Origin of the sequence: Ferrimonas sp. SCSIO 43195 (assembly GCF_023716685.1) — a bacterium.
Lineage (GTDB): Bacteria > Pseudomonadota > Gammaproteobacteria > Enterobacterales > Shewanellaceae > Ferrimonas > Ferrimonas kyonanensis.
Window position 1 is genome coordinate 4033982 of the sequence record NZ_CP072679.1, and the last position, 25302, is coordinate 4059283.

General features: G+C 60.1%; 26 protein-coding genes. 17 read left to right on the forward strand and 9 right to left on the reverse strand.

Going from position 1 to position 25302, the window contains the following annotated elements; genetic code table 11:
* The first annotated feature begins 21 nt into the window (after window positions 1-21).
* The 3 genes from J8Z22_RS18555 to rsmS all read left to right on the forward strand — a co-directional run bounded on the left by J8Z22_RS18555 (window position 22) and on the right by rsmS (window position 2237).
* Window positions 22-1320: a hypothetical protein gene (locus J8Z22_RS18555; RefSeq protein WP_252007465.1), complete on the forward strand. Its 1299-nt coding sequence runs from the start codon at window positions 22-24 to the stop codon at window positions 1318-1320.
* Between the two features lie 163 nt (window positions 1321-1483).
* Window positions 1484-1870: a hypothetical protein gene (locus J8Z22_RS18560; protein WP_252007468.1), complete on the forward strand. Its 387-nt coding sequence runs from the start codon at window positions 1484-1486 to the stop codon at window positions 1868-1870.
* A gap of 217 nt (window positions 1871-2087) precedes the next feature.
* A complete protein-coding gene (gene rsmS, locus J8Z22_RS18565) occupies window positions 2088-2237 on the forward strand; it encodes a pleiotropic regulatory protein RsmS (protein ID WP_252007471.1) in 150 nt (49 codons plus the stop codon).
* On the opposite strand, the gene mrcB is transcribed toward rsmS, so the two are convergent.
* Together mrcB and hrpB are read right to left on the reverse strand one after the other, a co-directional pair.
* Entirely contained in the window at window positions 2234-4633 is a 2400-nt protein-coding gene (mrcB, locus tag J8Z22_RS18570) for a penicillin-binding protein 1B (protein WP_252007474.1), read from the reverse strand. The genes rsmS and mrcB overlap by 4 nt on opposite strands.
* Entirely contained in the window at window positions 4634-7096 is a 2463-nt protein-coding gene (gene hrpB, locus J8Z22_RS18575; protein WP_028114485.1) for an ATP-dependent helicase HrpB, read from the reverse strand.
* A gap of 135 nt (window positions 7097-7231) precedes the next feature.
* Here hrpB and thpR point away from each other — a divergent pair, with 135 nt between their 5' ends.
* Complete coding sequence (gene thpR / locus J8Z22_RS18580; protein WP_252007477.1) at window positions 7232-7744, forward strand: RNA 2',3'-cyclic phosphodiesterase; 513 nt, start codon at window positions 7232-7234, stop codon at window positions 7742-7744.
* Window positions 7745-7880: 136 nt separating this feature from the next.
* On the forward strand, window positions 7881-8756 hold the full coding sequence (locus J8Z22_RS18585; RefSeq protein ID WP_028114484.1) for a GGDEF domain-containing protein: 876 nt from the start codon (window positions 7881-7883) through the stop codon (window positions 8754-8756).
* A 56-nt stretch (window positions 8757-8812) separates the two neighbouring features.
* Here J8Z22_RS18585 and pepB read toward each other — a convergent pair whose 3' ends face one another.
* Entirely contained in the window at window positions 8813-10084 is a 1272-nt protein-coding gene (gene pepB / locus J8Z22_RS18590; protein ID WP_252007480.1) for an aminopeptidase PepB, read from the reverse strand.
* A gap of 95 nt (window positions 10085-10179) precedes the next feature.
* Between pepB and J8Z22_RS18595 the strand changes: the two genes are divergently transcribed.
* The 9 genes from J8Z22_RS18595 (at window position 10180) to panD (ending at window position 17499) form a co-directional block, all read left to right on the forward strand.
* Window positions 10180-10824 (forward strand): NAD(P)H-binding protein, encoded by a 645-nt coding sequence (locus J8Z22_RS18595; protein WP_028114482.1) that lies wholly within the window; start codon window positions 10180-10182, stop codon window positions 10822-10824.
* Between the two features lie 25 nt (window positions 10825-10849).
* Window positions 10850-11560, forward strand: coding sequence for a DNA/RNA nuclease SfsA (gene sfsA / locus J8Z22_RS18600; protein WP_252007483.1), 711 nt, complete (start codon window positions 10850-10852; stop codon window positions 11558-11560).
* A 160-nt stretch (window positions 11561-11720) separates the two neighbouring features.
* Window positions 11721-12167: an RNA polymerase-binding protein DksA gene (gene dksA / locus J8Z22_RS18605; RefSeq protein ID WP_028114480.1), complete on the forward strand. Its 447-nt coding sequence runs from the start codon at window positions 11721-11723 to the stop codon at window positions 12165-12167.
* A 120-nt stretch (window positions 12168-12287) separates the two neighbouring features.
* Window positions 12288-13175 (forward strand): tRNA glutamyl-Q(34) synthetase GluQRS, encoded by an 888-nt coding sequence (gene gluQRS, locus J8Z22_RS18610; RefSeq protein WP_252007485.1) that lies wholly within the window; start codon window positions 12288-12290, stop codon window positions 13173-13175.
* A gap of 273 nt (window positions 13176-13448) precedes the next feature.
* Window positions 13449-14684, forward strand: coding sequence for a polynucleotide adenylyltransferase PcnB (gene pcnB, locus J8Z22_RS18615; protein ID WP_252007487.1), 1236 nt, complete (start codon window positions 13449-13451; stop codon window positions 14682-14684).
* Window positions 14684-15202, forward strand: a complete 519-nt coding sequence (gene folK / locus J8Z22_RS18620; protein WP_252007489.1) for a 2-amino-4-hydroxy-6-hydroxymethyldihydropteridine diphosphokinase — start codon at window positions 14684-14686, stop codon at window positions 15200-15202. The genes pcnB and folK overlap by 1 nt, the downstream gene beginning before the upstream one ends.
* Before the next feature lie 78 nt (window positions 15203-15280).
* Window positions 15281-16075, forward strand: a complete 795-nt coding sequence (gene panB, locus J8Z22_RS18625) for a 3-methyl-2-oxobutanoate hydroxymethyltransferase (protein ID WP_028114476.1) — start codon at window positions 15281-15283, stop codon at window positions 16073-16075.
* Window positions 16076-16086: 11 nt separating this feature from the next.
* Window positions 16087-16938 (forward strand): pantoate--beta-alanine ligase, encoded by an 852-nt coding sequence (panC, locus tag J8Z22_RS18630; RefSeq protein ID WP_028114475.1) that lies wholly within the window; start codon window positions 16087-16089, stop codon window positions 16936-16938.
* A 180-nt stretch (window positions 16939-17118) separates the two neighbouring features.
* On the forward strand, window positions 17119-17499 hold the full coding sequence (gene panD, locus J8Z22_RS18635; RefSeq protein ID WP_028111008.1) for an aspartate 1-decarboxylase: 381 nt from the start codon (window positions 17119-17121) through the stop codon (window positions 17497-17499).
* A 310-nt stretch (window positions 17500-17809) separates the two neighbouring features.
* Here the strand turns inward: panD and J8Z22_RS18640 are convergent, their stop codons facing one another.
* From J8Z22_RS18640 to mpl, 6 genes are all read right to left on the reverse strand, one after another.
* The gene (locus J8Z22_RS18640; RefSeq protein ID WP_051252890.1) at window positions 17810-18529 is read right to left on the reverse strand and encodes a tRNA (guanosine(46)-N(7))-methyltransferase TrmB; all 720 of its coding nucleotides are present in this window, start codon (window positions 18527-18529) and stop codon (window positions 17810-17812) included.
* Between the two features lie 55 nt (window positions 18530-18584).
* On the reverse strand, window positions 18585-19355 hold the full coding sequence (locus J8Z22_RS18645) for an ABC transporter permease (RefSeq protein WP_028114474.1): 771 nt from the start codon (window positions 19353-19355) through the stop codon (window positions 18585-18587).
* The gene (locus J8Z22_RS18650) at window positions 19352-20290 is read right to left on the reverse strand and encodes an ABC transporter ATP-binding protein (RefSeq protein WP_028114473.1); all 939 of its coding nucleotides are present in this window, start codon (window positions 20288-20290) and stop codon (window positions 19352-19354) included. The genes J8Z22_RS18645 and J8Z22_RS18650 overlap by 4 nt, the downstream gene beginning before the upstream one ends.
* Window positions 20291-20440: 150 nt before the next feature.
* The gene (gene hpt, locus J8Z22_RS18655; RefSeq protein WP_028114472.1) at window positions 20441-20977 is read right to left on the reverse strand and encodes a hypoxanthine phosphoribosyltransferase; all 537 of its coding nucleotides are present in this window, start codon (window positions 20975-20977) and stop codon (window positions 20441-20443) included.
* Window positions 20978-20994: 17 nt separating this feature from the next.
* A complete protein-coding gene (locus tag J8Z22_RS18660) occupies window positions 20995-21621 on the reverse strand; it encodes a flavin prenyltransferase UbiX (RefSeq protein ID WP_028114471.1) in 627 nt (208 codons plus the stop codon).
* Complete coding sequence (gene mpl, locus J8Z22_RS18665) at window positions 21618-22973, reverse strand: UDP-N-acetylmuramate:L-alanyl-gamma-D-glutamyl-meso-diaminopimelate ligase (protein ID WP_252007492.1); 1356 nt, start codon at window positions 22971-22973, stop codon at window positions 21618-21620. The genes J8Z22_RS18660 and mpl overlap by 4 nt, the downstream gene beginning before the upstream one ends.
* A gap of 225 nt (window positions 22974-23198) precedes the next feature.
* Between mpl and J8Z22_RS18670 the strand changes: the two genes are divergently transcribed.
* The 3 genes from J8Z22_RS18670 (at window position 23199) to J8Z22_RS18680 (ending at window position 25268) form a co-directional block, all read left to right on the forward strand.
* Window positions 23199-24530, forward strand: coding sequence for a Na+/H+ antiporter NhaC family protein (locus J8Z22_RS18670; RefSeq protein WP_028114469.1), 1332 nt, complete (start codon window positions 23199-23201; stop codon window positions 24528-24530).
* Between the two features lie 75 nt (window positions 24531-24605).
* Window positions 24606-24935 (forward strand): hypothetical protein, encoded by a 330-nt coding sequence (locus J8Z22_RS18675; protein ID WP_252007493.1) that lies wholly within the window; start codon window positions 24606-24608, stop codon window positions 24933-24935.
* A 72-nt stretch (window positions 24936-25007) separates the two neighbouring features.
* Window positions 25008-25268, forward strand: a complete 261-nt coding sequence (locus tag J8Z22_RS18680; protein ID WP_028114467.1) for a hypothetical protein — start codon at window positions 25008-25010, stop codon at window positions 25266-25268.
* Window positions 25269-25302 lie beyond the last annotated feature (34 nt).

A 25302-nucleotide genomic window follows, 5' to 3' on the forward strand; every position in this document is an offset into this window, starting at 1 on the left:
AACATTGCCAGAGGACGCTCCATGTACCGCACCACACTCTTTGCCCTGACTCTTGTCACCAGCGCTGGCTGGGCCAGCGACCGTGCCCAGTCGCCCTCCGACAGCCCGGACGGAGGCGGTGCCGTCCATGATACCTCCGGCAGCGGCGCCCGCCCCGAAGGCCAAAGTCGCAACGCGGTGGTGCCCTTCGTATTCTCCTCCTCCAGCATGGGCTTTACCGGTGCCGCCGCCGGCAGTTTTCAGGGACTGTTGCAGCCTCAGTCACAGATCGTCGGGGTCGGCGCCTACTCCGACAACGACAGCTACGTGGCCTTTCTCGGCATCTATAACCTGACCTTCAGCGACAGCAGCCGCTGGTTTGTGGATCTGGAAACCATCAACGCCACTTTTAAGGAGTCCCAGGTCTACGTCGACGGCGCCCCCGGGTTCGACGGCGGCGCCGGTGGCCACGGATCCGATGAGAACAATTTTGTCCTCGGCCAGGAAGATCAGCAGCGCTACGCCGCCAGCTTTCGCTACGTGCTGCCCTTCGGCGCCGGGGAAAGCCGCCCGTTTCGGCTGCGTCAGGCCTTTGGCCCGGAGCCGATGCTGCCCGTCGATCAACAGCTGGATGGCGAGTCGCCACAGCCCCTGTCCAGCATCACCATCAAGCCATTCTATGAATCGCGGCAGATCGCCGATGGCGATGAGGAACAAACCGGCGGCATCGCCCTCAGGCTCGACATGGACGCCCGCAACTACGTGCCCTCCCCCAGCCGCGGCTATCGGTTCGAGCTTGATCTGCAGCGGGATTGGGGCGATGACGACCGCAGCAGCTACACCAGTTGGCAGGCCCAGTACGCCCACTACCTCAACCTGGGCAGCAACAGCTGGAGTCAACAACAGACCCTGTCGCTGACCGCGTATCTGGCCGACGTCCCCAGCTGGGACAGTGGCAGCGAAGGCAATGAGCACCGCCCGCCCTGGTTTGCCCAATCCAAGCTGGGAGGCTGGGATCGGCTGCGAGGCTACCAGTCGGATCGCTTCCACGACCGCAGCGCCATCTACTACGGGGCGGAATACCGCAGCGTTCCCACCTGGCAGCCGCAAGGCAGCATCCCCTTCATTGACCGCTACTATTTTCCCTGGTGGCAGTTCGCCGCCTACGTCGGTGTCGGCCGGGTGCACGATCAATTCGACCTGTCGACCCTGCACCAGGACATGAACTGGAGCGCCGGCTTCGGCATCCGTTTCTGGGTCGAAAACGTGCTGGCAAGGCTGGACATCGCCTATGGCGAGGAGGGCAATCAGGTGCGGGTGGTGGTCAATCAGCCCTTCTAAAATCAAAGAAGCCGGCCATCACTCTCGATGGCAACAGCACCGATGGCGGTGATTGCCGCCATCGGCAAAAACCAAATACGAAATTCGAACAAAATTTGCGCGGCGCAACTCAGGAGGGTTATTCTGGCCAACCACTGTTAAGAATCTGAATGGAATCAGACCTATGTACCTCTTTATCTATGTGGTTCTCCTGGTTGGCCTCGGCCTAGGCAACAAGGCGCTGCAGTCGCTGTCCGGCCACTATGGCCTGATGGATTTTGTCACCGATCTGCCACTGATTGTGTTTACCTACTTCGGCCTCATTGCCCTCTGGGGCCGTGCCAGGCAAGGCCGTTACCTGACCGCCAACTTCTGGAAAGGCTACTTTTTTGCCATCCTGCTGAGCATCGTAATCCTGCCGTTTGTGCAACCGGAGCTACAGCAAATCATGGCAGAGGCCGGTTCGCTGCAGATGCTGGTAGCCTATGGAGTCATGTCGGCCGTCATGCTGCCCTATTACTGGGGGCTGTATCGCTACGCCTTCCGCTCACCGCAATTGTGGCGGGACTGACCGCGGCGGCGACAGCCACAGTTGCCGCGCACCAACAAAACACGACACCGCCAAAACCGAATGGTCGTTGACCCTGCAGTTTCCGTTTTACCTGCAACTGGATCTGCAGTATCCGGTGCCCATTCGCTGATCCTGGCGTCGAATCGCCGGCGACGGGCTACACCCGCTGCCGCCAACGTCGTACACTGTGGCCTCCTGTTACCACTGTGAGGCCACCATGTCATTGGAACACGCCCCCGACGAAGTCAAACTGGCGGTGGATCTGATCTACCTGCTGGAATCCAACGAAGTGGACCCGGCCACGGCGCTAAAAGCCCTGGCCATCGTCCAAAACGATCTGCAAGCCAAACTGGCCAGCGACGACTAGAAGCCGAACACCCGCTCCAACCAGTTTTTCTCCCGGCTGCCACCGGCACAGCCCGAGGGGTTCGGCCAGCTTTTGACATCGGCAGGCAGGCGAACCGCGCCCGTGCAATCCGAGGCCACCGCCAATCCCTGGCCATTGAAATAACCCTGGACGGTGCCATCGGGGGGCGTCAGCACCAGAGACAAGGGATCGCGCTGTTGCAGGTAGCGCCGGTACAGGGGCAACGCCGCACTGGAACCGTACAGGTTGGCGGCACTGTTGTCGTCCCGCCCGACCCAGGTGATCACCACGTCACGATCATCGAAGCCGGCAAACCAGGCGTCGCGACCGTTGGAGGTGGTGCCGGTCTTACCGGCCAGGGTCACGTCCGGATAGGTCTGCTTCAGGCGCCGACCGGTGCCCCGCTCCACCACTTGAGTCAGCAGGTAGTTGGTCAGGTAACTGGCCTGGGGCGACAGCGCATGAGTCACCTTCTCCTTGTGCTCCGCCAGAGGCTGATTGTCCTCATCCAATACCGCTTTGACGCTGTACAACTGCCGATAACGACCGCCATCGGCCAGGGTCTGGTACAACTGGGCCAATTGCAGCGGGCTGGCCTCCATCGACCCCAGCAACATCGACGGTCGGGGCTGCAACGGCAATGGCCAACCGGCCTGCTGCAGGGTGTCGTTGACCGCATCCAGGCCCACTGCCATCCCCAGGTTCACCGTCGGCACGTTATAGGAGCGCACCAGGCCGTCCGCCAGTGACACCTCACCCCGGTATTGCTTGTCGTCATTCTTTGGCGCCCAGACGCTGCCGCCGCTGCTCTTGAGCTTGATGGGCTGATCCTTGATACGGCTGGCGAGATGGTAGTGCTGGGGATCCGCCAACGCGGTCAGATACACAAAGGGTTTGACCAAGGAGCCGATGGGGCGAATGGCATCGGAGGCTCGGTTAAAGCCTTTGAAGTCGGGGTCCTTGTCCCCCACCATCGCCAGAATCCCAGCCTGGTAGCGATCCACCACCACCATGGCGGCCTGCAGCTTGGGATCGTTACGATCCTGGCTCAGGCGAGCCATCCCCTTCTCCACCGCCTGTTCGGCGGAGCGCTGCGCCAGCGGATCCAAGGTGGTGTATACCTTGAGGCCCGAACGCTTCAGGGTCTGTGGTCCATAGCGGGTGGCCAGCTCCTGACGCACCTGCTGCATAAACGCCGGCAACCGATGCCGCTGCCTGGATTTAGGATCCCGGACTCCAACGTCCTGAGACGCCGCCTGCTGGTACTGATCTTTGCCGATCATTCCCTGTTCCAGCATCAACCTCAGCACCAGATCCCGTCGTTTCAGGGTCCGCTGTGGATAACGCCAGGGATTGTAGTAGGAAGGCCCCTTGATGATCGCCACCAGGGTAGCCTGCTGGGCGATGGTCAGCTCTTCGATGGGCCGATGGAAATAGAAACGGGCGGCCAGGCCGACGCCGTGCACGCCGATGCTGCCATCCTGGCCCATGTACACCTCATTGAGGTAGGCCTCGAGAATGGTGTCCTTGTCGTAGCGGTAATCGATGATCAGCGCCATCAACGCCTCGCGGACTTTACGCCACAGGGTGCGGTCCCGGGTCAGGAAGAAATTTTTCGCCAACTGCTGAGTCAGGGTGCTGCCGCCCTGAACCGTGCGCCCGGCCTTGATGTTCACCAGCAGCGCGCGAGCGATGGCCAGCGGCGCCACCCCATGATGGTGATAGAAATCCTGATCTTCGGTGCGCAGCAACGCATCCACCAGGCTTTCGGGTATCCGCTCCCGGGGCACAAACAGCCGGTCTTCCCGATCCCCGGCAACGATGCGATCCATCAGCAAGGCTTCCAGGTGCACGAAGCCCAGATCCCGACCGTCGCTGGATCGCTGCAGTCGAGTCACCCGGTTATCGGAAAAGGTGATGAACACCCGCTGCGCCGGCTCATAGCCACTGGGGCCGTCGTAAGCCCGCTTGTACAGCTCTACCTTATGACTGGCAACGGCAAACTCGCCTTCGCGACGGGGGGTGCCGGTATTGCGGTACCCCAGCAGCGCCAACTCCTGCTTCAACTGAGCATGGGTGATGGGGGCACCGGGGTAGATGGCCATGGGCCGGGCAAAGATCTGCGCCGGCAGGTGCCAACGCTGACCTTCAAACTTTTCGGCAATGATCTGATCCAGGTAGACGCAGTAGGCGGCGGTGATGCCCCCAAGCAGCACCAGTGACAACAAGGCCAGCAGCCCCAGTCGCTTGCCCCAACTGCGCCCCTGAGCACGGCGCCCTGGCGTGCGCCGGCGCTTGGCCGACGTCGCTTTGGGTTTTGAGGTCGATTTCGCCGGCCGCTTTCGGGCCGGGGTACGGGCGGGACGCTTGCCGCCGTTGCTGGGTTGCTTGGCCATCTACTGCTGCTGCATCCTTTTCTTGGTTAATCGGGTGGCCTGAGTCTGGGCCGGATCGTCTGGCCACAGATGGCGGGGGTATCGGCCCTTCATCTCCTTCTTGACCTCATTCCAGGATCCCTTCCAGAAAGCGGCCAAATCTTCGGTGACCTGTAACGGCCGCCGAGCCGGCGACAGCAACTCCAGGGTAACCGCCAAGCGGCCATTGGCCAGCATCGGTGTGCTGGCCTCACCGTACATCTCCTGTACTCGAACCGACAGTTTCACACCGTCATCGTGGTACTCCAGCTTGATCTTGCTGCCGGTTGGCACCTGCCAATGGGTCGGCAACAGGGCATCCAACTGCTGCTGCTGGCTCCAGTCCAGTTGATTGCGGACAATGCTGCCCAGATCCAGCGTCTTGAGTTGCGAGCGCTTTTTCAATCCGCTCAGATAGGGCGCCAGCCACTGTTCCAGGGAAGCCAGCAGCGTCTCATCGTCCAGGTTCGGCCAGGCCATCTCCGGCAATGTCTGCCGAGCCAGGCGAAGGCGCAGGCGCCATTGTTGCAGCGACTCGGTCCATGGCAAGCAGGCCAACCCCTGTTGTCGAACCACCTCAATCAGCGCCTGAACGTAATCCTGCTCACTGATGTCGGTCAGTGGCTGAGTCTTGATCACCAGCGCGCCCAGGCACAGCTGCTTCTCCGCCACCAGTTCACCGCTTTTGGCGTCCAGATGCTGACGACGCTGCCAGCTCAACAGATGCGGTAACTGCTGCTCCAACTCGGTCAGCTCCACCTCGGCCGCCAGGTGCACCAGAGCATCCCCCTGGCCCTGACGCTCGGACAACTGCGCCGCCACCAGCAATTGCCGCCGCCCCTGCCAGGGATCGTCCTGAGGCAGCGCCGCACCGCTGCCGCCGCTGAGCTGATAACGACCACCGTTGCCCCGAGGCTGACCAATACGATCCGGGTAGGCCAGTGCCAACAGCAGGCCGCAATAGCCACTGCTGGCCACTCGACTGCCACAACCAAGTTGGCGTCGCCATTTGTCTCGCTGAGACTTGGCCGCGGCGGACAGCTTGCCGATGCGCAGCTCGATGTCGACTCCGGGTTGACGGCCGCGAAGGGGATCCCCCTCCTCCAGCAGCGCCGCCAGTTCACAGGCCAGCGCCTGCAGACCGTCAATGCCCAGATCACCGGATTTGATCAGCATATGGCCCAAACGAGGATCGCTGCCCAGGCCATGCACCCGCCGGCCCATGGCGGTGAGACGATGCTGCTCGTCCACCAACTCCAGCTGCTGCAACAGAGTCCAGGCCCGGGTCATGGCCGCCGCCGGAGGGGGAGTCAGCCACAGCAACTCCTCGGCCTGCCGGCAGCCCCAGGCGGCCAATTCCAGCGCCAAAGTGGTCAGATCCGCCTGGCTTATCTCCGGCGCGTCGGCGTCCGCCAGCCCATGCTGCATCGACTCACTCCACATTCGCACGCCATGGCCAGCCATCAGTCGGCCGGCACGGCCACTGCGCTGCGCTGCCGAAGACTGGCTGATGCGGGCGGTCTCCAACCGGCTGATACCCGATTTGAGGTTGTAACGGGCCACACGCTGCCAACCGGCATCCACCACCACCGAAATCCCCTCGATGGTCAGGCTGGATTCGGCGATGTTGGTGGCCAGCACCACCTTTCGGCGCCCATTAGCCGGTGGCTGAATCGCCCGGTCCTGTTGCTGCGGTGACAGCTGGCCGTACAAGGGACACAGGTCTACCTCCTCACCCACCCGCTCCTGCAGCAGGGTGTGGGCCCGGCGGATCTCGCCTTGTCCGGGTAGAAACACCAGCAAGTTACCGGCTCGCTGGCTGAGCTGGCGCTGCACCTGATTGACGGTGTCCGTTAACCACTGGTGTCCCTGAGGCACTGGCTGGTACTCCAGGGTCACCGGAAAGCTGCGCCCTTCACTGGCCACCAGACGGGCGTCCGGCAAACAGCGTTGGAACGGTTGCCCCTCCAGGGTCGCCGACATCAGCATCAGCGTCAGGTCCTCACGCAACCCCCCCTGCACCTCCAGCGCCAGGGCCAGCGCCAGATCCGTTGCCAGGTGGCGCTCATGAACCTCATCGAACAGCACCAACGCCACCCCATCCAGTTCAGGATCGCTCTGAATCTGCCTAGTCAGCACCCCTTCGGTGACGATCTCCAGTCGAGTAGCGGCACTGACCCGAGTCTCGCCCCGTACCCGTAGGCCGACCGTCTGCCCCACGGACTCCCCCAACTGGGCGGCGAGGTAGCGGGCAATGGCCCGGGCGGCGATACGCCGCGGCTCCAGCAGAATAATCCGACCGTCGATCTCCGGCCAGTTCAGCATCGCCAGCGGCAACGCGGTGGATTTACCCGCCCCGGTCGGGGCCTGAAGGATAATCTGATTGCCGCCGGCTAGCGCCTGGCGAAGGGGAACATAGACCTGTTCAATGGGCAGTGTGGACAAGGGGCAACGGCATCCTGACGGTGACAAAGGGATCAGTGTACCGCCGTGCCGCCAGCAGGCCAATAGTCCGACCGGGTCGCAATCGGCTTCGCAGGGGAATATACTGAAAATGGTATTCTTTTCTACGAGTGCGACATGGCTGAACGGCTGTTTTTTGCCATTCCGGTTGGCATCAGTCACCAGATGGCACTGATCAAACATCAAACCCATCTCGGCAACCTCGGTCGAGTGGTGCCCTCGACCCAGTTTCACCTGACGCTGGCGTTTCTGGGGCCGGTGACCCAGACCCAGAAACAGGAGTTGCTGCAACGCTGGCAGGACCTGCCGGTGCCCGAACTGCACCTGAGCCTGGATCGCTACCTGCATTTCGAGCGGGCCGGCGTGGTGTGTCTGGGCTGCGGCGATACCCCCATCGCCCTCAGCAGGCTGGCCCAACGGCTACGACGGGACGCCGCCCAGCACGGGCTGCACGCCCACCGGGCACCGTTTCGCCCCCACGTGACCCTGTATCGCAATGTGCACGGGGCCATTGAACTGCCCCAACCGGAGCCGCTGTCCCTGCCGTTGAATGAGGTGCAACTGGTTCGCTCCTACCGCGACATGGGCAAACTGGTGTACAGCCCGCTGATGCGCTGGCGCAACGCCTGAGGACTCCGCCGGGTCACACTCTAGCCATCGAGAAAACTCCTTTCGCAACTCCTGTGAAGCACCTAACAGAATCAGAGAGTTAAATTCCAGATCATGGTTCCATCACCGGCAGTAATGCTGATAAAGGGGCCAAGGGATGGACGCACTTTTTTTCTGGATCGGAAACCTGATGGTGGTGGCAGGCATTGCCCTGCTTGCCGCGGCCACAGTTAAGGTTACCGCACTGCTCAGGCGCTTGCCGAACCGAGCTCTGCAGTACCACTGGCAGGGGTTGCGAGTACTGATCCTGCTGTTTATCTGCGGATACGCCGGCTACAGCCTGCTGCACTGGGACACCTATGTGGACGGCTCCAGCATGATCGTGCCGACGATCTTTCTTGGCGGCGCCCTGTTTGTCCTGTGGGTGTGCACCCTGTCTCTGCGCACCACCAAAGTGGTGCAAACCGTTTACCATCTGCAGAAAGAGGCGATCACCGACCCCTTGATGAAGATCTTCAACCGCCGTTATCTGGATCGGCGCTTGCAAGAAGAGGTGCTGATCTGCCGGACCGGCAATCGCCCCCTGACCCTGATGATGCTGGACATCGATCACTTCAAACTGGTCAACGATCGCTACGGCCACCCGGTGGGAGACGAAGTACTCAAAGCGTTGGGGCAGTTACTGATGCGCCACACCCGTCATGCCGACGTGGTGGCCCGTTATGGCGGCGAAGAGGTGGTGGTGCTGTTGCCCAACACCTGCGGCAACGAAGCCCATGCCCTGGCACGGCGACTGCACAAAGAGGTGGCACAGCTGTCCATCGCGTTACCGGAACTCAATCAACAGCCCCGACCACCACTGACCTTCTCGGTCTGCATCGGTGTGGCCGGCTGCAACGCCAGTAATGCCGATGCCAGTCAACTGCTGGCCGCCGCCGACATGGCCCTGTACCAGGCCAAGCAAAATGGCCGCAACCGGGTCGAGTGCTGTCCGGATCTGCGCCTGGCCGCCAACGCCACCCATACCGGTTAGGCTGGCAAAAAAACGCCCCGCACTGGGCGAGGCGTTGTTGCTGTTGTCACTGCGGCTTATTTCAACAACTGCGCCAGGGTCAGCATGCCAACGGCGGTCGCCCCTTCAGACCACATGCCGTTGCTGCTGTCGGCGTAACACGCCGCCAGATCGAAGTGCAGCCAGCCATTTTCCGGCTCTCCGGCAAACCGGCTTAAGAAGCCCGCTGCGTTGGACGCACCACCGGTACCACCGCCTTTCTGGGCCCGGCTGTTGGCGGTATCGGCAAACGCCGACGGGCACTTCGACTGGTGGAATTTGGCCAGCGGCAGGCGCCACAACCCTTCATCCACTTGCGCCGCCGCCGCCAGGGCGTCATTGCAGGCACCGTCATGCAGACCGAACAGGCCGTTGTAGTCATCCCCCAGTGCCACCATCACCGCACCGGTGAGAGTCGCCGCATTGATGATCCGCTTGGCCCCGGCCTCGTTGGCGGCCAGCAGGCCGTCGGCCAGTACCAGGCGACCTTCGGCGTCGGTGTTGACGATCTCCACACTGGTGCCGTTCTTGTAGGTGAGGATGTCACCCAGCTTGTAGGCATGGCCGGAGATCAGGTTCTCGGCGCAGCACAGGAACAGCTTCACTCGCTTATCCAGGCCGTTGGCAATCGCCAGGTGCAGGGCCGAGGCAACGGTGGCGGCCCCACCCATGTCGCACTTCATCGCCACCATGGAGGCGCTGGGCTTAATGCTGTAGCCACCGGAATCGAAGGTGATGCCCTTGCCGACCAACGCCACCTCAACCGGCGCATCGGCATCGCCGCTGGGGTTGTAATCCAGCTCCAGCATCACCGGTGGTCGCTCTGAACCCCGGCCTACGCCGTGGATGCCGACCCACCCTGCCGCCAGCAAGGCTTCGCCAACCCATTGCTTAGAACTGACTTTGTCCGGGGCCAGTTCGGTCAATTTCTCCGCCACCCGATCCGCCAGCACTTCCGGGCTCAGATCTTCCGGTGTCATGTTGACCAGCTCCCGCAGCCAGGTAGCGGACTGCCACTGACGGGCCAGCTGGGCATCTTCATTGAGCCACTGAATCTCCGCATCCAGCTTGGCGGTCTGGAAGCCACCGCCAAATTGCCACTGCAGTGCAGCGGTCCAAAGGTCGCCACAGAGACGAACCGATCGAATTCCCTGTGAGCTCAACTTACGGGCCGCGGCCTGCACCTGGCGGCCATGATCGCCGTCGCTCAGGTGGATGGAGGCGGTGTCACCGTCAAAGGAAACGCTGGCGTCTCCCCAGTGAGCCGCGGCGCTGTCGTGAGTCAGAACCACTTTCATAACCTTGCTCATGCTGTATTCCCTTTCATTTTGTTATTCAACGCAGTGTATCATTGCAGCTTCTCGGGCGTCACCATCGCCCGCCTTGGTCACATAAGGAGATTGTCATGACCCAGACTGCCATCGTCATTGGCGCCACCGGAGTAGTGGGTCGCGCCGTGGTGAATCAACTGGCGGCCACTCCGGCCGTCGACCGCATCGTCACCCTGACCCGGCGGCCGGTACCCCATGACAGCGACAAGGTGGTCAACCAGGTGGTGGACTTTGAGCAACTGGACCGCTATCAAGCATGGTTTGAGGGGCAATGGCTGTTTTCCTGCCTTGGCACCACGCTCAAGCAGGCTGGCAGCCTTGATGCCCAGCGCAGAGTCGATCTGGACTACCAGTACCAGGCGGCACAACTGGCCGCCGCCAACGGTGTCAGCCACTACCTGCTGGTGTCCTCCAGCGGCGCCAACCCCAATTCAGGTAACGCCTACCTGAAAATGAAGGGGCAACTGGAGCAACGCGTTCAGGCATTACCCTTTAACCGCATCAGCGTGTTTCAACCCAGCCTGCTGCTGGGCGAGCGAAGCGACTTCCGCCTCGCCGAGCGACTGGGCGCCGCCGTGATGCCGATCCTGTGCCTGCTGCCGGGTCTGAGGCGATATCGGCCCATTCGCGGTAGCCAGGTGGCCGCCAAAATGGTTGCCGTGAGCCAGCAACCCGGCCATCCACTGCAAACCTACCGCCTCGACCAACTGTTCGATTGATTGTGAATCCACATAGGGACCCCAGATGAAATACCCTCAGCCGCTGCAATCCGCCACCCTGATCAAGCGCTACAAACGCTTCCTGGCGGACGTCAGCCTCGACAACGGGGATGTGATGACCCTGCATTGCGCCAACACTGGCGCCATGACCGGCTGCGCCGAACCCGGCGACACCGTCTGGTACTCCACCTCTGACAACCCCAAACGCAAATACCCCTGCAGCTGGGAATTGACCCAGACCCAGGATGGCCACTTTATCGGCATCAATACCGCCACCGCCAACACCCTGGCCGCCGAGGCCATCGAACAAGGGCTATTGGCAACCCTTGGCGGTTACGACCGCATTCAGCGGGAGGTTCGTTATGGCGAAGAAAACAGTCGCATCGATTTGCTCCTCAGTGGCAACCACCTGCCTCTGTGCTACGTAGAAGTAAAAAGCTGCACCCTGTTGCAGCAACAGCAAGGGTATTTTCCCGACACGGTTACCGTTCGGGGTCAAAAGCACCTGCGAGAATTGATGCAGATGATAGACCAAGGTCACAGAGCGGTGCTGCTGTTTATGGTGCAACATAGCGGTATTGACTCAGTCTCCCCGGCGGATCACATCGATCCCGCCTACGCGGCGTTATGCCGGCAAGCCATGGATAAGGGCGTGGAAATCCTCGCCGTCGGGACCGAGATCTCGCCACAAGGAATAACTGTGATGGGCTCAGTGCCCGTGAAAGCCACGGTTTGAGTATTGCTTGTCAGCAGCTCATATTGGTGATATACGGGTAGAGAGGAACGGCTATAGAATGAAATTTCGGGTGGCGATTGCGTAAGCGAATGCTATCTGCTATAGATACCGCCACTTTTCGAGGACCGCCTCGCGCTTGGACATAACAGGAGACGCGTGTATGCCGGAGGGCAAAGCGAAAAAGATCGGTGTACTAGCCTATGCCAACGTAGAACCTTACCGTGAAGAAGCCGGTGAGGAGTATATGAATGACAAGCAGCAGGAGCACTTCAAGAAGATTCTTGAAGGTTGGCGCACCATGCTGCGAGAAGAGGTAGACCGCACGTTAAACCATATGCAAGACGAAGCTGCCAACTTCCCTGATCCGGTAGACCGCGCTGCCCAGGAAGAGGAATTCAGCCTTGAACTTCGCACCCGGGACCGTGAGCGTAAGCTGATCAAGAAGATCGAGAAGACGCTGGTAAAGATCGAAGAGGATGACTTCGGTTTCTGCGACTCCTGTGGCATTGAAATCGGCATTCGACGCCTGGAAGCCCGGCCAACGGCTGACCTGTGCATCGACTGCAAGACACTGGCCGAAATCAAAGAGAAACAGATGGCTGGTTAGCATCGACCATAACGGGAGCTGCGGCTCCCGTTTTCAATTCCATACCAATGGGATTAGTGTGGCTGGCATTGGGCCGTCTTCATTAATCCCATTGGTATTTTTGTTTGTGCACTCGACACCATGACTGATTATATCGGGCGTTTTGCCCCCTCCCCTTCCGGGCCATTGCATTTTGGCTCACTGGTGGCCGCCCTTGGCAGCTGGCTGCGCGCCCGCAGTCAACGGGGCCAATGGCTACTGCGCGTCGAAGACATCGATCCCCCCCGTGAAGTGGCCGGCGCCGCCGCCGACATCCTGCGCACCCTCGAGGGCTTTGGCCTGCACTGGGATGGCCCAGTGCTGTACCAGAGTCACCGCCACGATGCCTATGACCACACCCTGGACTGGCTTCGCCACAACCAGCTGGCGTATTACTGTGATTGCACCCGCAAACGGATACGAAGCCTGGGCGGCCATTACGACGGTCACTGCCGGCAACGCCAGCTCGACGGCCTCGATTGCGCCACCCGGTTTAGAAACCTAGACCCAATCAATCAGTTTGACGATCGGCTGCTGGGCAGCATCGACACCGATCCGGCCTTCGCCGCTGAAGACTTCATCATTCACCGCCGTGACGGTCTGTACGCCTATCAGTTGGCGGTGGTGGTGGACGACGCGTTTCAAGGCATCACCGAGGTGGTGCGCGGCAACGATCTGCTCGACACCACGGTACGCCAGCTCAGTCTGTTCCGAGCCTTGGGCCTGAGCGCCCCGGCCTACCTGCACCTGCCCCTGGCGGTACAGTCCGACGGCAACAAGCTGTCCAAGCAAAACCACGCCCCGGCCATAGACCCCGGCCAACCCGGTACCACCCTGAGCCGGGCGCTGGCGTTTTTGGGCCTGCCGGTGCCCGCCATGCTGTTCGGCGCCCCGGTTGACCAGCAACTGCAATGGGCCACCGATGCCTTCGCCCTGGCGTCGTTACCGCGGCAACGTCAGATTGAAATTGGCCCCGAAACCACTAAATAGGCCGGCTTAACGCTCACCAACCGGGCTTAAATTGGACTAAGCCCCCTTATGGCTTATCATTTCAGCAGTGATGCGGTATTATTGCGCGCCGCACACACTCTCTTTTTTACAGCCTTAATCCAGTCGAGGTGTACCATTCTTAAGCGTCTGACAAAACTGGCGAAAAAACTTGTTAATCGGGAACAAGCGGTCCAGTTAGAACCCGAGCTCCAGGTTTACCCCCGCAAATCCCACGGGGTGTCCCGCTCAGACATCAGTGAAAATGCGCTCAAAGTGTTATACCGACTGCATAAAGCCGGCTATGAGGCCTACCTGGTGGGCGGCGGTGTCCGGGACCTGCTGCTGCGCCATCAACCTAAAGACTTTGACGTGGCCACCAACGCCACCCCGGAGCAGGTTCGTCGCCTGTTCCGCAACTGTCGGTTAGTGGGTCGCCGCTTCCGGCTGGCGCATATTCTGTTTGGCCGTGACGTCATCGAGGTCGCCACCCTGAGGGGCCACCACGAAGAAGAGAGCAAGCACGCCAAGAAGGATGACAGCGGCCGCCTGCTGCGTGACAACGTCTACGGCAGCATCGATGAAGACGCCGAACGGCGCGACTTCACCGTCAACGGCCTCTACTACGACATCAGTGACTTCTCCATCCGCGACTACTTCGGCGGCATGGACGACCTGGAAGCCCGGCGTCTGCGCCTGATTGGCGATCCCAGCAAGCGCTACAGCGAAGACCCGGTTCGAATGCTGCGGGCGGTGCGATTTGCCACCAAACTCGACTTCGATCTGGATCCCAGCGTCGCCAAGCCAATCCACAAGATGGCGCCACTGCTGAGCGACATTCCGGCGGCACGACTGTTTGAAGAGACTCTGAAGCTGTTTATGTCCGGCAAGGGGCTGGATAACTTCCGCATGATGCGGGAGTACGGCCTGTTTGCGCCGATGTTCCCCATGCAGGACAGCCTGCTCAACAAGGAAGGCGGCCACCAGGTTGAAACCCTGATCGAAGCGGTACTCAAAAACACCGACCAGCGGGTGAACGCCGACAAACCGGTCACCCCGGCGTTCCTGTACGCCGCCATGCTGTGGTACCCGCTGCAAAAACTGATGGCGGAGCGCACCAGCCGTGGCGTCTCCGAATACGACGCCATGATGGGCGCCTGCTCTGAGGTGGTTAGCCAACAAAGCAAGACCATCTCCATGCCTCGGCGTTTCTCCACTCCGGCTCAGGAGATCTGGCAACTGCAGATTCGCCTGGACAAGCGAGCCGGGGCTCGAGCGTTCCGCATCTTCGAGCACCCCCGTTTCCGCGCTGCCTACGACTTCCTGGTATTGCGTGGCGAGGCAGAAGGGGGCGAAGTGGCCGAACTGGCACGCTGGTGGACCCAGTTTGTCGACGCCGATGACCAGGGACGCCGCCTGATGGTGCGCAACCTGGGTTCAGGCTCAGGCCAACGTCGACGCCGTCGACCCCGCAAACGCAAACCGGCGGCCGCCAAGTCCAGCGACAGCTAATGGCCAACCGTTGCCACATCGCCCTGGGCAGCAACCTGGGGCCAAGCGTCGATCACCTGCACGCCGCCATCCGTGCCATTGATGGTCTGGACCACACTCAGGTGATCGCCAGCTCCTCGCTGTACACCAGCCCACCGATGGCGGGCATGAAACAGCCGGATTACACCAATGCGGTGATCGCCATCGACACCGGCTTGGATGCCCTTGAGCTGCTGGACGCCCTGCAGGAGATCGAGCGAGCTCAAGGCCGGGAGCGACACCTGCGCTGGGGCGCCCGTACCCTGGATCTCGACATCATCAGCTACGGTCGCCAGTGTCTGAATCTGCCCCGGCTGACGGTGCCCCATTACGGCGTGGCCGAACGGGCCTTTGTGTTACTGCCCCTGTTTGAGATTGCCCCCCACTACCAGTTTGCCGACGGCCGTCAGCTCACCAGCCTGCTGGCCGCCTGCCCGCCGCAATCACTGACGCAGATGCCAGACTCAAAACCCGATTTCAGTGGCGCAAGCCAGGCTTAAGGTGCAACCCATTTGCAACTGGGCCGCCATTAGAATATAAACTCCGATCCAACTACGTGTCTTAATTGAGCCGTTCACATGAAAGCAATCACCACCGCAACCCTCAAAAAGTGGAAGCAAGAGGGTAAGAAATTCGCTTCCCTAACCGCCTACGACGCCAGTTTCGCGTCCACCTTCGAAGCCGCCGGCGTACCGGTAATGCTGGTCGGTGACAGCCTGGGCATGGTACTTCAGGGCAACAGCGACACCCTGCCGGTGACCGTCGAGCAGATCGCCTACCACACCCGCTGCGTTCGCGCCGGGGCCCAGAAGGCGTTGGTGATCGCCGACATGCCGTTCATGAGTTACGCCACCCGAGAGCAGGCGTTTGCCAGTGCCGCCACCCTGATGCAGGCCGGTGCTCAGATGGTGAAACTGGAAGGCGGCGACTGGCTGCTGGATACGGTAAAAGGCCTGACCGAACGCGGCATCCCGGTGTGTGCCCACCTGGGACTCACCCCACAATCGGTGCACCAATTTGGTGGCTTTAAGGTTCAGGGCCGCGACAACAAGGCGGCACAGCAGATGCTGGAACAAGCCCAGAGAATGGAGCAAGCCGGTGCCAGTCTGCTGGTTCTGGAGTGCATCCCCAGCCAACTGGCGCGTCACATCACCGAACACCTGAGCATTCCGGTGATCGGCATCGGAGCCGGCCCGGATACCGATGCCCAGATCCTGGTGATGCACGATGTCCTGGGAATCACCAGTGGCTACATTCCCAAGTTCTCCAAAAACTACATCAATGACCACGGCACCATCCAGGCCGCCGCCGCCGCCTTCGTTCAGGAAGTGGCCGACGGCAGCTTCCCTGGCCCAGAGCACGGATTTGAATAAGAGAGCCTAAGATGCAAACCATCAGTGACATCCATCGCCTGCATCAATGCCTGAAACAGTGGCGTCAGAATGGCGACAGCATTGCCTTTGTGCCTACCATGGGCAACCTTCACGACGGCCACCTGCTGCTGGTTAAAGAAGCCAAGCAACGAGCCGACCGAGTCGTCGTCAGCATCTTCGTCAACCCGATGCAGTTCGGCGCCGGCGAGGACCTGGATAATTACCCACGCACCCTGGAGCAGGATCAGCAATCGCTGGTGGAGCTGGGGGCGGACCTGCTGTTCACGCCAACGCCACAATTGCTCTACCCCCAGGGACTGGACAACCAGACCTACGTCGAGGTGCCCGGCATCTCCATGCTGTACTGCGGCGAGAGTCGCCCCGGCCATTTCCGCGGCGTTGCCACCGTGGTGTGCAAGCTGTTTAACCTGGTGCAACCGGATGTGGCCATCTTCGGCAATAAGGACTACCAGCAACTGGCGATCATTCGGGCCATGGTGCGGGATCTCAATATGCCCGTAGACGTCATGGGCATCGATACCGTTCGCAACCCGGACGGTCTGGCCCTGAGTTCTCGCAACGGCTACCTTACCGACAGTGAGCGCTTACTCGCGCCAGAGCTCAAGCAAACTCTGGACTGGGTCGCCGAACAACTGCAACAGGGCGGCGACGCTCGGACTCTGGAGCAGCAGGCCGGTGACCGCCTTAACGATCATGGTTTCAGCACAGATTATATTCATATCTGCCACGCCGACACCCTCAATAAAGCCACCGCCGATGACCGCCAACTGGTGGTGCTGGCCGCCGCCAAACTCGGCAGCACTCGGCTGATCGATAACCTGCGGGTAGATCTGACGGCCTGATTTGGCTATAGTGCTTTGGTTAAAATGCTGTGACATTGTCATCACAACAGAATGCATTGAAGGATAAGATCTTTACCGATTCTTCTTCAAGGCGACCATAACGCTGACAAAATGAAATGCGGCCCAAACAGGCCGGACCGTGATAGCACGGTCTTTTCCAGAAGTAATAGGAATATCTAGATGCAACGAATCATGTTGAAGGGGAAACTGCACCAGGCTCGCGTGACCCACGCCGAACTGGAGTATGAAGGCTCCTGCGCCATTGATCAGGATCTGTTGGACGCCGCAGGCATTCTCGAATACGAGAAGATTGAGATCTACAACATCGATAACGGTGAGCGCTTCAGCACCTACGCCATCAGTGGCGAGCGCGGCTCCAAGATCATCTCCGTTAACGGCGCCGCCGCCCATAAGGCCAAACCTCAGGATCGCGTGATCATCTGTGCTTACGTGGTCATGGACGACGAGGAAGCCAAGGCTCACAAGCCTCAGCTGGTGTACCTGAATCAGGACAACGACATCAAAGGCACCGCCAACGTCATTCCGACCCAGGCAGCCTGAACCCTGTCTCGCCGCTCGTCGGCACCAGGGCTAAGATGTTAAAAACGCGTCGCTTTTGCGGCGCTTTTTTGTACCTGACGCCTACAGCGTTGCCATCACCAGCAGTGCGCCCTCACTGGCAATCACCACTCCCATGCCCACACTAATGACCAACCATTTCTGCTGTAACCTGCTCATTGCGCTCTCCGTTTCGGATCGAACTGAATACACTGCTACATACTGCGAAACTTGTGCCAACACATTGCTCTATTAAAATCATAGACTTAAAAATAGAAGTTGCCATGAGCCTGCGCAAGGTTGGTCAAATTCACTAACTGTTGGTTAATGGCGGCAGCGACAGGCCCGCCTGCCAGGGCAGGGTAAATCCGCTGAGATCGGCCTGCAACTGATACAGGGGCTGACCGCTCAGGCGGTACTTGCGCTCAAACGGCGTCAGGTCATCGCCGCTGGGCGACAACGGCGCCAACTGTGAGGGCACACCGGCCAAGGTCAGGGCGCGGGCGAACTCCTGCAGATACACCGGCCAGTTGGATCGCATCTCCAGTTGCCCTCCCAACATCAGCAGATAGGGGAACGCCGCCGCGCCGTGCCAACGCCGCTTCAGGTGCGAGGATTTCGGCCACGGATTGGGGTACAACAGGTAGTGATGACTCAACTGCCAACCATCGGCCACCGCCAACCGCCACAGATCGTTGAGATCGACCCGGGCCAGCAGATAGTTGTCCGCCTGCTGGCGATAGTTTTCATGCTTGTCCAGCCGGTGCGCCGACTTGTCCATGCCAATGAGCACCGCCTCCGGATGACGCCGGGCCAGGTTGGCACTGCTCTCGCCGACGCCACAGCAGGAATCGAAGATCAGCGGCCGACCATCGGCCTCGATCCACTGCTTGAGTCGGTAAAACGTCTCCAGGGTGGCATCGTGAAACGGCTTGTTGAACGGCGTCGCCAGGTGCTTGAGCACCGTATCATCCAGGCGTTGATGCAGGCCCTGTTGGTTGGATTCGATGGCGCGGGAGTTGGCAATGGTCATAGTCGGCTCAGACAGAAAGGGGAGCCCCAGGCCCCCCGGTTCAACAAAAGAAAGGCTAGTGGCGCAGGCCGGTGCCTTTATGAATCAAATAGTAGGCCAGGGAGAAAAATCCGCTGATGAACACCAGAATCACCGCAAAGGCGGCACCAAGACCGATGTCACTGGCCCCCAGGAACCCGTAACGGAAGGCGTTGATCATATAAACAATGGGATTCAGTTTAGACACGCCCTGCCAGAACTCCGGCAGCAGGCTCATGGAGTAAAATACCCCCCCCAGGTAGGTCAACGGCGTCAGCACAAAGGTCGGAATGATGCTGATGTCATCGAAGCTGTTGGCAAAGATGGCATTGAGCAGTCCCGCCAGAGAGAACAACATCGACGACAGCACCACCACCGAGATCACCACCAGCGGGTGTTGAATCTGCAGATCCACAAACAGCATCGCCACCACGGTCACGATCACTCCGACGCACAGGCCTCTGGCCATGCCGCCGCCGACATAGCCGAGAATGATCAACACATTGGGCACCGGCGCCACCAGCAACTCCTCAATATTGCGCTGAAACTTGGCGCTGTAAAAGGAGCTGGCCACATTGGAGTAGGAGTTGGTGATCACCGCCATCATGATCAGCCCGGGCATGATGAACTCCATGTAACTGAAGCCGCCCATCTGGCCGATCCGCGATCCCACCAGGTTACCGAAAATTAAAAAATACAGGGTCATGGTGATGGCTGGTGGCACCAGAGTCTGAATCCAGATTCGGGCAAACCGGTTCACTTCTTTGCGCAGCAGACTGCTGAAGGCAATGGTATAGGGGTGACTCACGCCTGTTCCTCCTTACGGCCATTTTCCACCAGGGAGACAAACAACTCCTCCAGCCGGTTGGCCTTATTTCTCATGGACAGCACCTGCACGCCGCGCTCACTGAGCTGGGCAAACACCGCATTGAGGCTGTCCTTCTTCTCGACGTCCACCTCCAGGGTGTGGTCATCCAGACGACGGTGAACAAACCCGGATAACGCCAACTCCGGGCTACCGGGCTTCAAATCCAGAATAAACGTCTCGACGCTGAGCTTGGACAACAACTGCTTCATGGAGGTGCACTCCACCAGTTCGCCCTTGTCGATGATGCCGATGTTGCGACACAGCATCTCTGCCTCTTCCAGATAATGGGTGGTGAGAATGATGGTCACCCCCTGCTGGTTGATGCGGCGCAGAAACTCCCACATGGAGCGGCGAATCTCGATGTCGACCCCGGCGGTGGGCTCATCCAGGATCAGCAGTTTCGGTTCATGCATCAGCGCCCGGGCGATCATCAGTCGTCGTTTCATGCCACCAGACAGGGTCCGGGCCGGAGCGTCACGTTTATCCCACAACTCCAGTTGCGACAGGTACACCTGGGCACGCTCGGCCGCCACCGCTCGCGGCACGCCATAGTAGCCGGCCTGATTCATCACAATCTGGTGCACCGTCTCAAACTGATTGAAATTGAACTCCTGGGGCACCAGGCCGATCTGACGCTTGGCAGCCTCCAGCTCCCGGCTCAGCGGATGACCAAACACACTGACCTCACCCGCACTCTTGTTCACCAGCGAACTGATGATGCCAATGGTGGTGGACTTACCGGCGCCATTGGGGCCGAGCAGGGCAAAGAAATCCCCGGCTTCCACGGTCAGGTTGATGCCCTTGAGGGCTTCCACTCCGCCGGCGTAGGTTTTGCGCAGCTCGGTGATCTGCAACGCGCTCTGTGGCTGGGTCATGCTGGTCTCCAAAAAAACGTAGCCCGCTATTATAAACCCCTTAGGTCTGGATAAACATGGAAAAATGACCCGCCGGAGCGTGGGGATACCGGCCGGCCGGCGGCCACAAAAAAAGCGCCCTGAAGGCGCTTTTCTGAAACAGGGTGCGAGTTATTCGCCGTCGCTGGGCACCACCTTGGCGATGTAGGGCAATTGGCGGTAGGACTCGGCGTAATCGAGGCCGTACCCCACCACGAACTCATCGGGAATCGCCACACCGATGTATTTAACATCCACCTCCACCACTCGGCGGGTGGGCTTATCCAGGAACGAGGCGATGGCCAGTGACGCCGGCTCACGGGAATTCAGCAGCGCCAGCACCTTGGACAGGGTACGGCCGGTATCAATGATGTCTTCCACCAGCAGCACATGGCGGCCTTTGATGGACTGAGCCAGATCCATGACGATCTTCACGTCGCCGCTGGACTCGGTGCTGCTTCCGTAGGAGGAAGCAGTCATGAAGTCCATCTGCACGTTACCATCGAGACGGCGCACCAGATCGGACATCACGATAACAGAACCTTTGAGCAACCCCACCACCAGCAGCGAATCGACGCCGGCGTAATCACGGTTGATCTGCTCGGCCATGGTATCCAGGGCCTGGTTAATCTCCTGTTCGGAGATCATCACTTCAAGGGTATGCTTCATGGTTATACTCAATTATTTTAATGTGTAGGGTTACCGTAGCCCCAGCGGGGCAACAGTTGATGTTCTATGTTCAGGTGGTCCAGTATTCTGGCCACCATAAAATCCACCAAATCGTCGATGGACCGGGGCTGATTATAGAACCCCGGCGCCGCCGGCATGATGGTGGCACCCACCTGACTGAGCTTTAACATATGCTCCAGGTGAATGGCGTGAAACGGTGTCTCTCTGGGCACCAACAACAGCTGTCCCCGCTCCTTGAGTACCACGTCCGCCGCCCGCTCGATCAGATTGTTGCTCATTCCGGTCGCCACGGCGGCCAGAGTGCCGGTCGAACAGGGACAGATGATCATCTGCCTCGGTGCTGCCGAGCCCGAAGCCACCGGAGAAAACCACTCCTCCTTGCCAAACACCTGCAACTGGGCCTCATCGACACCAAAATGCTGGCGCAGTTTATCGGCACAGGCCTTGGGATTGGCGGGCAACAGGAAATCCTGCTCCTCGGCAAACACCACCCGCGCCGCCGATGACACCATCAGAAACACGGTTCGGCCGGATTTTAGCAGACACTCCAGCAAGCGCAGCCCATAGGGCGCCCCGGAGGCACCGGTAAAAGCCAAAGTGATAGCTTGATCACAGTTTGTCATTTTGCAGCCTCCAGTGCATCCAGCAAACGGCCATGTATCCCACCGAAGCCGCCATTGCTCATCACCACGATGGTGTCGCCAGCCCGAGCTTGGGCAACCACCGACGTCACCAGTTCATCCAGGGTCGCCGCCACGCTGACGGGCACCGGAGCTGTAGCCATCGCTGCCGCCAGATCCCAGCTCAGCGTCGCGGGTTGATACACAAAGGCAGCATCGGCATCTGCCAGAGAGGCCGCCAGCGTATGCTGATGAACCCCGGCTTTCATGGTGTTGGAACGCGGCTCCAGCACCGCCAGTACCCGTCCTTGTTGCTTACGGGCCTGCAGCGCCTTCAGCGACGTGGCGATGGCGGTGGGGTGGTGAGCGAAATCATCGAACAGCTGAATGCCCCCGGCCTCTCCTCTCAGCTCCATGCGCCGCTTAGGGCCGGCGAAACGACTGAGGGAGTCAATGCCATCGAACGGGCGCACCCCCACGTGCCGGGCCGCCGCCAGGGCCGCCAGGGCATTGCTGATGTTGTGGTCGCCAATCAACGACCAGCGCACCGTTCCTTGGACCTCGCCATCGAGACACACCTCAAAGGCGCTGCCATCGTCACAGAGTTTCCTGGCTGACCAGCCCCCCTCACCCAACAACACCTGTTCGCTCCAGCAGCCTTTGGCAATCACCTCTGCCAGATACGGTTCGGACTCGGGCCAGATCACCTGACCGCTGCCCGGCACCGTGCGCAGCAGGTGATGAAATTGCTTCTGAATGTCGGCAATGGAATCGAAAATATCGGCGTGATCGAACTCCAGGTTGTTCATCACCAGCGTCCGGGGATGGTAGTGAACAAACTTGGAGCGCTTGTCGAAGAAGGCGGTGTCGTACTCATCCGCCTCCACCACAAAAAACGGCGTCTCGCCGAGGCGGGCCGACACCCCAAACTCGCGGGGTACGCCACCGATAAGAAAACCGGGAGCCAACCCGTTGTCCTGCAGCAGCCAGGCCAGCATAGAGGCGGTGGTGGTCTTACCATGGGTTCCGGCTACCGCCAGTACCCAGCGCTGATCCAAGACCTGCTCGGCCAGAAACTGTGGACCACTGGTGTAACGCAGCCCCTTGTCCAGCACCGCTTCGACACAGGGGTTGCCCCGGCTCATGGCATTGCCGATCACCACCAAATCCGGAGCCGGCTCGAGCTGCGCCGGGTCAAAACCCTCAATCAAGGCGATGCCCTGCTGTTCCAGCTGGGTGCTCATCGGAGGAAAAACATTGGCGTCGCTGCCGGTGACGGTGTGGCCCAGGCTGCGGGCCAGCAGGGCGATGCCGCCCATGAAGGTGCCACAGATACCAAGAATATGAACGTGCATCACGGATTCCATAATCAAAACTGCCGCCAGTGTACCAACCCGTCACCGTCAGCCGCAAAACAATCAGTTATGGCAACCAAGATGGAAAAACATCGAAACGTCTAGACGTCTAAATTGACATGACCGAACGGATGGGACACAATGCCGCCATAGACCGCTCGACATGAGGTTGAGCCAGCACCGCACACCAGGATGGCCGTGGGTAACAAGAGTAGTAAAAAAACAATGAGTCAGACCGAAACCCTAACCAACCCTGAGATCCGCTCCCGCTCCGCCGTGGCGCTGCTGCCACTGCTGCTGTTCCTGGCCACCTTTGTCGGTGCCGGTGTCTACCACCAGAGCCAGGGCACCGAGTTTGCCTTCTATCAATTGTCACCGGTGATCGCCATCCTGCCAGCAATCGTGTTGGCGCTTGCCCTGGCACGCCAGGCCCTGGATAAGAGCCTCAATCAATTCATTGCCGGTATTGGTGACAGCAACATCATCGCCATGTGCCTGATCTACTTACTGGCAGGCGCCTTTGCCGCCGTCGCTAAGGCCACCGGCGGCGTGGATGCCACCGTGGCGCTGGGACTGACCCTGATCCCCGCCTCGCTGCTGCTGCCCGGCTTCTTCCTGATCGCCGGCTTCATTGCCACCTCCATGGGCACCTCCATGGGCACCATCGGCGCCCTGGCCCCGGTGGCCTATGGCATCTGTCAGCAGACGGGCATCGACCCGGCGCTGATGGCCGGCGCGGTGATCTCCGGCGCCATGTTTGGCGATAACCTGTCGATCATCTCTGACACCACCATCGCCGCCACTCGCACCCAGGGCTGCGAGATGAAAGACAAGTTCCGGGAAAACATCCGCATCTCGGCCCCGGCCGCCGTGCTGACCTTTATCCTGTTTGTGGTCGTCGGTTCGGGCCAGAGTGCGGTGGAAGCTCAGTCGTTCGATCTGATTAAGGTGCTGCCCTACCTCACCATTCTGGTACTGGCGGTCGCCGGCGTGAACGTGTTTCTGGTACTGCCGGCAGGCATTCTGCTGGCCGGTGTCAGCGCCATCGCCGGCGGCGACTACGCACCGATGCAGTTGGGTAAAGACATCTACGCCGGTTTCACCAGCATGCAAGAGATCTTCCTGCTGTCGATGCTGGTGGGTGGCCTGGCGGCGCTGATGAAGCATCAGGGCGGCCTCAACTGGCTGGCAGACAACGCTGCGGCGCTGATCGCCCGCTTTTCGAAAAAAGCCCAATCGCCGCGCGCCGCCGAGTTGGGGATGGCCGGCATCGTCTCTGCCACCAACCTGTGCACCGCCAACAACACGGTTTCCATCATCATCACCGGTTCGGTAGCCAAGGACCTGGCTCAGCGCCACGGCGTCAAAAAGCGCCGCGCCGCCTCGATGCTGGACATCTTCTCCTGCATCAACCAGGGTCTGATCCCCTGGGGTGCCCAGGCACTGCTGGCCGGCGCCACCTTTAAGCTCTCCCCCCTGGTGGTGGTCAGCCACGCCTGGTACTGCATGGTGCTGGCGGCGGTAGCCATTGTCATGGTGAGCCTTCGCAAGGCATAATCAAAGCCATTAATCCCGTTGACGAAAACCAGAGCCCCGGGCTCTGGTTTTTGCGTTACCTTAGTGGAGAGTCCTGTGACCCCTTCAAACCATGGCCTGAAGCACTTTGCCATCGCCGCCGCCATCTACCTGGTCAGCTTTTTTGTGGCCTTTGCCCCCTACGCCTTTATTCAGGATCCCGAGCAGGTGGCGAAGATGATGGGCGGAGCCGGAGGCTGGGCCCTGATCGCCGCCACCCTGTTTGCCATGGTGGCCTTCGTCATGAACCTGCTGGGCGTCTGGACCAGCCTTAAGGCCCTGCGCCAGGGCCCCAGCAGCAAGGCCACTTTTGGTCTACTGCTGAATCTGTTGCCTGTGGTGGTGATCCTGTCACTGTTGTACAGCTACCGAGCCATGATGTTTTGATCGGGATCACACTGATCTTGAGCGACTAACCCTATAATTGCATTAATAATGCATCTTTAAGGTTTGACGCCCATGGACACCTTCACCCTGGTCTTTCTGTACGGCTTCATCGGCATGATGTCGCTGCTGGCGCCGTACCTGCTACTGGTGTTCCTGTTCGCCGGCCATTGGTGGACCCCCTTTATCGGCATCGGCCTGTTTGTCAGCATTCTGACTTTTCTGCCTCCACCGGTGGCACTGGTATCCTGCCACCTGGCCGTGGCCGGACTGGTGCTGACCCTGGCAGTCAAGCTGTGGCGCCGCTACCGGCCTACGGGACCGACGCCAGGTTAACAGCATAAAAAAACCCACCGAATCAGGTGGGTTT

Bases quoted from the DNA above. Each gene is read 5' to 3' on its own strand.
- J8Z22_RS18555 (WP_252007465.1), top strand. From the start codon at position 22: ATGTACCGCACCACACTCTTTGCCCTGACTCTTGTCACCAGCGCTGGC.
- J8Z22_RS18560 (WP_252007468.1), top strand. From the start codon at position 1,484: ATGTACCTCTTTATCTATGTGGTTCTCCTGGTTGGCCTCGGCCTAGGC.
- rsmS (WP_252007471.1), top strand. From the start codon at position 2,088: ATGTCATTGGAACACGCCCCCGACGAAGTCAAACTGGCGGTGGATCTG.
- mrcB (WP_252007474.1), bottom strand. From the start codon at position 4,633: ATGGCCAAGCAACCCAGCAACGGCGGCAAGCGTCCCGCCCGTACCCCG.
- thpR (WP_252007477.1), top strand. From the start codon at position 7,232: ATGGCTGAACGGCTGTTTTTTGCCATTCCGGTTGGCATCAGTCACCAG.
- J8Z22_RS18585 (WP_028114484.1), top strand. From the start codon at position 7,881: ATGGACGCACTTTTTTTCTGGATCGGAAACCTGATGGTGGTGGCAGGC.
- pepB (WP_252007480.1), bottom strand. From the start codon at position 10,084: ATGAGCAAGGTTATGAAAGTGGTTCTGACTCACGACAGCGCCGCGGCT.
- J8Z22_RS18595 (WP_028114482.1), top strand. From the start codon at position 10,180: ATGACCCAGACTGCCATCGTCATTGGCGCCACCGGAGTAGTGGGTCGC.
- sfsA (WP_252007483.1), top strand. From the start codon at position 10,850: ATGAAATACCCTCAGCCGCTGCAATCCGCCACCCTGATCAAGCGCTAC.
- dksA (WP_028114480.1), top strand. From the start codon at position 11,721: ATGCCGGAGGGCAAAGCGAAAAAGATCGGTGTACTAGCCTATGCCAAC.
- gluQRS (WP_252007485.1), top strand. From the start codon at position 12,288: ATGACTGATTATATCGGGCGTTTTGCCCCCTCCCCTTCCGGGCCATTG.
- folK (WP_252007489.1), top strand. From the start codon at position 14,684: ATGGCCAACCGTTGCCACATCGCCCTGGGCAGCAACCTGGGGCCAAGC.
- panB (WP_028114476.1), top strand. From the start codon at position 15,281: ATGAAAGCAATCACCACCGCAACCCTCAAAAAGTGGAAGCAAGAGGGT.
- panC (WP_028114475.1), top strand. From the start codon at position 16,087: ATGCAAACCATCAGTGACATCCATCGCCTGCATCAATGCCTGAAACAG.
- panD (WP_028111008.1), top strand. From the start codon at position 17,119: ATGCAACGAATCATGTTGAAGGGGAAACTGCACCAGGCTCGCGTGACC.
- J8Z22_RS18640 (WP_051252890.1), bottom strand. From the start codon at position 18,529: ATGACCATTGCCAACTCCCGCGCCATCGAATCCAACCAACAGGGCCTG.
- J8Z22_RS18650 (WP_028114473.1), bottom strand. From the start codon at position 20,290: ATGACCCAGCCACAGAGCGCGTTGCAGATCACCGAGCTGCGCAAAACC.
- hpt (WP_028114472.1), bottom strand. From the start codon at position 20,977: ATGAAGCATACCCTTGAAGTGATGATCTCCGAACAGGAGATTAACCAG.
- J8Z22_RS18660 (WP_028114471.1), bottom strand. From the start codon at position 21,621: ATGACAAACTGTGATCAAGCTATCACTTTGGCTTTTACCGGTGCCTCC.
- mpl (WP_252007492.1), bottom strand. From the start codon at position 22,973: ATGCACGTTCATATTCTTGGTATCTGTGGCACCTTCATGGGCGGCATC.
- J8Z22_RS18670 (WP_028114469.1), top strand. From the start codon at position 23,199: ATGAGTCAGACCGAAACCCTAACCAACCCTGAGATCCGCTCCCGCTCC.
- J8Z22_RS18680 (WP_028114467.1), top strand. From the start codon at position 25,008: ATGGACACCTTCACCCTGGTCTTTCTGTACGGCTTCATCGGCATGATG.